Origin of the sequence: Kitasatospora sp. NPDC057518 (genome assembly GCF_042802075.1) — a bacterium.
GTDB lineage: Bacteria > Actinomycetota > Actinomycetes > Streptomycetales > Streptomycetaceae > Kitasatospora.
The window spans coordinates 1-5,663 of record NZ_JBHVEU010000531.1 but is presented as its reverse complement, the minus strand read 5'-3'; the positions used below and the strand labels follow the sequence as shown (position 1 = coordinate 5,663).

Below are 5,663 nucleotides of genomic sequence, written 5' to 3'. Positions count from 1 at the left end.
AGCAAGCCCCGAGGGGCCTGACGTGCGCGATACTGGGATTGAACCAGTGACCCCTACCGTGTCAAGGTAGTGCTCTCCCGCTGAGCTAATCGCGCCTGGTGCGGCGGTGTTGCAGCAGACCCCGGAAGGCCCGTTACTGTGCGCGATACTGGGATTGAACCAGTGACCCCTACCGTGTCAAGGTAGTGCTCTCCCGCTGAGCTAATCGCGCCTGATGTGGCGGTCCTGCAGCAAGCCCCGAGGGGCCTGACGTGCGCGATACTGGGATTGAACCAGTGACCCCTACCGTGTCAAGGTAGTGCTCTCCCGCTGAGCTAATCGCGCGGGGAGGCCTCCCGGAAGAACCGGGAGGACCTCTTGGAGGTGGAGACGGGATTTGAACCCGTGTACACGGCTTTGCAGGCCGTTGCCTCGCCTCTCGGCCACTCCACCAGGCAACACATGAAGAACGATCTTACACTGTTCTCCATCGAGCGGACGACGAGATTCGAACTCGCGACCCTCACCTTGGCAAGGTGATGCTCTACCAACTGAGCCACGTCCGCCTGTCTCCCGGGGGGCTTCACCGCTTTTCTTCGGCTGCGCTCCCTGGCGACGTGTTGAACTCTAGCGGATTCCCGGGCCAGCTAAAAATCCGTTCCCGCAGCATGCCGAGGGGATGGCCGGCGAGTGCCGTCCCGTCAGCCCTCCCGGCCGACCACCGACCACCACCTGCGCCGCTCCCGGACGATCATCCGCAGGCCACCCGGCGCACACCCGCACGACGCACGCGACTGCTCGTACGCGGGGGCGCGAGCCGGGCCGGGCCCACGCCCCCCGACCTACACTTCAGGCACCGCCCCCCAGCACCACCGCGCAGGAGAACCGTGTCCGGCCACCCCGCCCCCCGCACCCCGCTCGCCCGCTTCGGCGGCCGCCTCGCCACCGGACTGCGCGACGTCACCTCGGACCCGGCCGCCCTGGACTCCGCCGGCTACTGGGCCGTCGCCTACGACTTCGAGGGCCGCCTCACCTGCGCCCGCTTCGACGAGGTCCGCCCCGCCCCCGCCCCGCCCTCCGGCGCCGGCTGGCGCGGACCGGAAGCCGGCGGCTGGCACAGCTCCCTCGACCGCGCCGCCTACACCGCGGGCGTCCGCCGCATCCGCGAGCACATAGCCGCCGGCGAGGTCTACCAGGCCAACCTCTGCCGGGTGCTCTCCGCGCCACTGCCCGACCCGGACCGCAGCGACGTCGACGCCCTCACCGGCCTCCTCGCCCACGGCAACCCCGCCCCCTACGCCGGCACCATCCGCCTGCCCGACCACGGCGTCGAGATCGCCACCGCCTCGCCCGAGCTCTACCTGCGCCGCACCGGCCGCACCGTCTCCTCCGGCCCGATCAAGGGCACCGGCCGCACCGAGGACGACCTCCTCGACAAGGACCACGCCGAGAACGTGATGATCGTCGACCTGGTCCGCAACGACCTCGGCCGGGTCTGCGGGACCGGCACCGTCACCGTCCCCGACCTCTGCGCCGTCGAGAAGCACCCCGGCCTGGTCCACCTCGTCTCCACCGTCGAGGGCACCCTGCGCGAGGGCGCCGGCTGGCCCGAACTCCTCGCAGCCACCTTCCCGCCCGGCTCCGTCACCGGCGCCCCCAAGTCCAGCGCCCTGCGGATCATCGACGCCCTGGAGACCGCCCCCCGCGGCCCGTACTGCGGCGCCGTCGGCTGGGTCGACGCCGACCGCGGCGAGGCCGAACTCGCCGTCGGCATCCGCACCTTCTGGATCGACCGGACGGACCCCGCCGCACCCGTCCTGCGCTTCGGCACCGGCGCCGGCATCACCTGGGGCTCCGACCCCGAACGCGAATGGGCCGAAACCGAACTGAAGGCCGCCCGCCTGGTCGCGATAGCGTCGGGCGGCGAACCCGGTGGCGAGTCCGGCAGCGGATCCGACCCGACCGGGGCCTGAGCCCCCACCGCCTAGGAGCAGCACCCGATGCGCAACCGCACCACGAGCTGGGTCAACGGGGCCCTCGTCGACTCCGCCGACGCGACCGTCTCGGTCCTCGACCACGGCCTCACCACCGGCGACGGCGTCTTCGAGACCCTGAAGACGGTCGACGGCCGGGCCTTCGCGGTCACCCGCCACGTCGACCGGCTCACCCGCTCCGCCCGCGGCCTCGGCCTGGCCGACCCCGACCACGACCTGGTCCGCGAGGCCTGCGCCCAGGTCCTCGCCGCCAACCCCGCACCGCTCGGCCGGCTGCGCATCACCTACACCGGCGGCAACGGCCCGCTCAGCTCCGAGCGCGGCACCACCGGCCCCACCCTGGTCGTCGCCCTCAGCGCGATCGGCCACCGCCCCGACGAGACCGCCGTCGCCGTCGTCCCCTGGCGCCGCAACGAGCACAGCGCCGTCGCCGGCCTCAAGACCACCTCGTACGCCGAGAACGTCGTCGCCCTGGCCGCCGCCCACCGCGCCGGCGCCTCCGAGGCCCTGTTCGCCAACACCGCCGGCCTGCTCTGCGAGGGCACCGGCTCCAACGTCTTCGTGGTCCTCGGCGGCCGCCTGCTCACCCCCGCCCTCGCCTCCGGCTGCCTGGCCGGCATCACCCGGCGGCTCGTCATCGACTGGTGCGGCGCCGAGGAGGCCGACCTCCCGCTCACCGCCCTCCAGGACGCCGAGGAGGTCTTCCTGACCTCCACCACCCGCGACGTCCAGGCCGTCACCCGGGTCGACGACCGCGAACTGCCCGGCATCGGCCCCGTCACCGCCAAGGCCATGGCCGTCTTCGCCGAGCGCAGCGGCGACGACCTCGACCCGTGATCCCCGGCCGGGGAGCAGGCCGACCGCGTGGATAACCTCCCCCGCAACGGGAAGGGACCACCACATGACCACCACGCTGCGCCCCGAGGGCCCGGAGACACCCACCGCGGCCGGCGGCCGCACCAGACGCTGGCTGATCCTCTCGAACGGCCGCCCGGTCGGTGCGGTGCGCACCACCGCCGACCCGCAGGGCGGTCAACTCTTCGGGAGAATATCCGAGTTGGAAGTCACCGAGGGCCGCGGCCGGGGCCGCGGCACCTTCGGCGGGCTGGCCGCCGAGGAGGTGCTGCGCACCTGGGGCTGCACCCGGGTCGACGTCGCCGTCCCGGAGTCGGCCGCGGCGGCCCGGGGGCTCGCCGCGACCCTCGGCTACACCGAGCGGGCCCTGGCCATGTCCAAGCCGCTGGTCGACGTCCCCGAGCTGCCCGCCGGGCTGAGCGCGCGCCCCTTCGACGACCCGGCCGAACTCCGGGCCTGGTACGAGGAGTCCGCGGACGACTACGTCCGCATGATGGTCGGTTCCGGCCTCACCGAGGAACAGGCCCGCGCCCGCATGGCCGCCGGGCCGCAGAGCCCGCCCCCGCCGGACCCGGAGGCCCCCGGCATGGTCGTGCGCCGCCTGTACGGCGCCGACGGCGGGGAGGGCCCGTACGGCCTGCTCTGGCTGCAGCCGCGCCTGCGCGACCAGCCGGACGGCGAACCGCTCGCCTGGGTGATGAAGGTCGAGGTGTCCCCGGCCCATCAGGGCCAGGGACACGGACGCACGCTGATGCTGCTCGCCGAACGCGAGTGCCTGGCCGCCGGGGTGCGGCACCTCGGCCTCAACGTCTTCGCCGGCAACGAGGTCGCCATCCGGCTCTACACCTCGCTCGGCTACCGGGTCACCGAGCGCGTCTACGGCAAGCAGCTGTGACCGGGCGTGCGGTCAGGAGGACTTCGCCGCCTCGAGGACGGCCACGATCCGCTCGCGCAGCCCGTCCTGGCTCTGCCCGCCGTCGAGGCGCTTCCCGCCGATCACGTACGTCGGCGTGCCCGTGATCCCGATCGCCTTGCCCTCGGCCTGGTCGGCGTCGACGGTCAGCATGTGCCGGCCGTCGACCAGCGCGGTGTCGACCTCCTCGACGTCGGCCCCGACCTCCCGGGCCACCTCCAGCAGCACCTGCTGCCCGCGCGCGTCCAGCTCCGCGGTGCGGGCCAGCAGGGCCTCCACGAAGGGCCAGCCCAGCCCCTGCGCGAACGCCTCCTCGGCCGCCTCCGCGGCGGCGTAGGCGTGCTTGTGCTTCTCCAGCGGGAAGTGCCGCACCTCCAGCGGCAGCGCGTCGCCGTACTGCGCGCGCAGCGCCCGTACGTCGTCCAGCGCGGTGTGGCAGTCCGGGCACTGGAGGTCGCACCAGAACTCGAGGCGGGGGAGGGAACCATCGATCATTCCCTCAGTGTTCCACTAGTGGGCGCCCGCTCCGGCCGGAGGTGCGCCCGAGGCGGACCGAGAGGAAGGCACCGATGACCAGGACGACCGGACACGAAGGAGCGGCCCCGTGCTGAGCGCGGCGATCAGCTTCATCCTCACGGCGGGCGGAGTGGCCTTCGCGGGGCTGCGGGCCTACCGGCGGCGCTTCCTGTCGGCGACCCGCTGGTTCGCGGTGGCCCTGCTGCCCGCCGGGCTCTACCTCACCGGCCTGTTCCCGCTGGCGAGCACGATCGCCCGGGAGTTCGCCGACTGGGCGACCAGGCTGGTCTTCGACCCGCGGGTCTGGACCGGCATCGCCCTGCTCGGCGTCTCCGCGGTCCTGCTGGTCACCACCCGCTGGGTGGGCCGCCGGGGCGGTACGGCGGTGGAGAGCACCCCGGAGCGCCCGGCCGCGGCCGGCCCGGCGCCCGAGCGCCCGGCGGTGGCGGCGCCGGCCCCCAAGGCCGCGAAGAAGCCGGCCGCGGGCAAGCGGGAGGACGGCCTCGGCGACTTCGCCGACATCGAGGAGATCCTCCGCAAGCGCGGGATCTGAGCGGGACGGGTGGATCCGGCGGGCCAGGCGGACCGAGCGGACCCGGGCGGTCAGGCGGAGGGAACGGCCTCCGCCGACCGCTGCCGCGCCCGGTAGGCGGCGACGTGCAGCCGGTTGCCGCAGGTACGGCTGTCGCAGTAGCGCCGCGAGCGGTTCCGGGAGAGGTCCACGAAGACCCGCGCGCAGTCCGGCGCCTCGCAGCGGCGCAGCCGCTCCCGCTCGCCCGCCATGAGGATGAAGGCCAGCGCCATGCCCAGCTCGGCCGCCAGGTGGTCGCCGAGCGCGGCGTGCGGCGCGAAGTAGTGGATGTGCCAGTCGTGGCCGTCGTGGTTGGTCAGCCGGGGCGTCGTCCCGGCGGCCGCGACCATCGAGTTGACCAGCTCGGCGGCCTCCGCGGTGGACTCCGTCGCGAACACCTCGCGCAGCCGGGTGCGCAGCTCGTGCACTCGCCGCAGGTCGTCCTCGGTCAGCGAGTCGATCTCGCTGATCTCCTGGCGGACCACGAAGGCGTCCAGTGCGGCGACGTCCGGCAGCCGCTCGGCGCCGCACACCTCGGGCGCGGTGTTGAGCAGCTCCACGAGGAGGCTCAGCGCGCACTCGGTGTCATGGGTGATCAGCACGTTGGGGGCTCCTCGCGCAGGGGGACTCCGATACCCCGCGTCCGCGGTTACCCCAGACCATACCGGGCCTCGTACCGGTAGGGCGGTGCCTTCTTTCGAAGATGTGTGCGCAGTCCGGCAAAGCGTCCGAAACCGGACACCGCCCGGCCGGACGGCCCCCGGGGCACCGTCCGTAGGGCCGCCGGAAGACGTCGGCGCCCGGCACCGAGGCCGGCCACCCGTGAGGATGACCG

At 73.5% G+C, this 5,663-nt stretch carries 6 protein-coding genes and 5 tRNA genes; 4 read left to right on the top strand and 7 right to left on the bottom strand.

The genetic code is table 11. The features are described 5' to 3' along the window. Positions 1–23: 23 nt before the first annotated feature. The 5 genes from ACFU7Z_RS35250 to ACFU7Z_RS35230 all read right to left on the bottom strand — a co-directional run bounded on the left by ACFU7Z_RS35250 (position 24) and on the right by ACFU7Z_RS35230 (position 545). Positions 24–95: transfer RNA gene (locus ACFU7Z_RS35250), tRNA-Val, on the bottom strand. 44 nt (positions 96–139) lie between these two features. Further along, positions 140–211: transfer RNA gene (locus ACFU7Z_RS35245), tRNA-Val, on the bottom strand. A gap of 41 nt (positions 212–252) precedes the next feature. After that, positions 253–324, bottom strand: a tRNA-Val gene (locus ACFU7Z_RS35240). A 34-nt stretch (positions 325–358) separates the two neighbouring features. Next, positions 359–432, bottom strand: a tRNA-Cys gene (locus tag ACFU7Z_RS35235). A 40-nt stretch (positions 433–472) separates the two neighbouring features. Beyond that, positions 473–545, bottom strand: a tRNA-Gly gene (locus ACFU7Z_RS35230). 321 nt (positions 546–866) lie between these two features. Here ACFU7Z_RS35230 and ACFU7Z_RS35225 point away from each other — a divergent pair. From ACFU7Z_RS35225 to ACFU7Z_RS35215, 3 genes are all read left to right on the top strand, one after another. After that, positions 867–1,952 (top strand): chorismate-binding protein, encoded by a 1,086-nt coding sequence (locus tag ACFU7Z_RS35225; protein WP_049656197.1) that lies wholly within the window; start codon positions 867–869, stop codon positions 1,950–1,952. A gap of 27 nt (positions 1,953–1,979) precedes the next feature. Beyond that, positions 1,980–2,810, top strand: a complete 831-nt coding sequence (locus tag ACFU7Z_RS35220; RefSeq protein WP_380782069.1) for an aminotransferase class IV — start codon at positions 1,980–1,982, stop codon at positions 2,808–2,810. A gap of 64 nt (positions 2,811–2,874) precedes the next feature. Next, positions 2,875–3,723 (top strand): GNAT family N-acetyltransferase, encoded by an 849-nt coding sequence (locus ACFU7Z_RS35215; RefSeq protein ID WP_380782067.1) that lies wholly within the window; start codon positions 2,875–2,877, stop codon positions 3,721–3,723. Positions 3,724–3,735: 12 nt separating this feature from the next. Here ACFU7Z_RS35215 and ACFU7Z_RS35210 read toward each other — a convergent pair whose 3' ends face one another. Continuing rightward, on the bottom strand, positions 3,736–4,236 hold the full coding sequence (locus ACFU7Z_RS35210; protein ID WP_380782065.1) for a DsbA family protein: 501 nt from the start codon (positions 4,234–4,236) through the stop codon (positions 3,736–3,738). A 109-nt stretch (positions 4,237–4,345) separates the two neighbouring features. On the opposite strand from ACFU7Z_RS35210, the gene ACFU7Z_RS35205 reads away from it, so the two are divergent. Continuing rightward, positions 4,346–4,810, top strand: coding sequence for a hypothetical protein (locus tag ACFU7Z_RS35205; RefSeq protein ID WP_380782063.1), 465 nt, complete (start codon positions 4,346–4,348; stop codon positions 4,808–4,810). A 50-nt stretch (positions 4,811–4,860) separates the two neighbouring features. Here ACFU7Z_RS35205 and ACFU7Z_RS35200 read toward each other — a convergent pair whose 3' ends face one another. After that, entirely contained in the window at positions 4,861–5,430 is a 570-nt protein-coding gene (locus tag ACFU7Z_RS35200) for a CGNR zinc finger domain-containing protein (RefSeq protein ID WP_049656188.1), read from the bottom strand. Positions 5,431–5,663 lie beyond the last annotated feature (233 nt).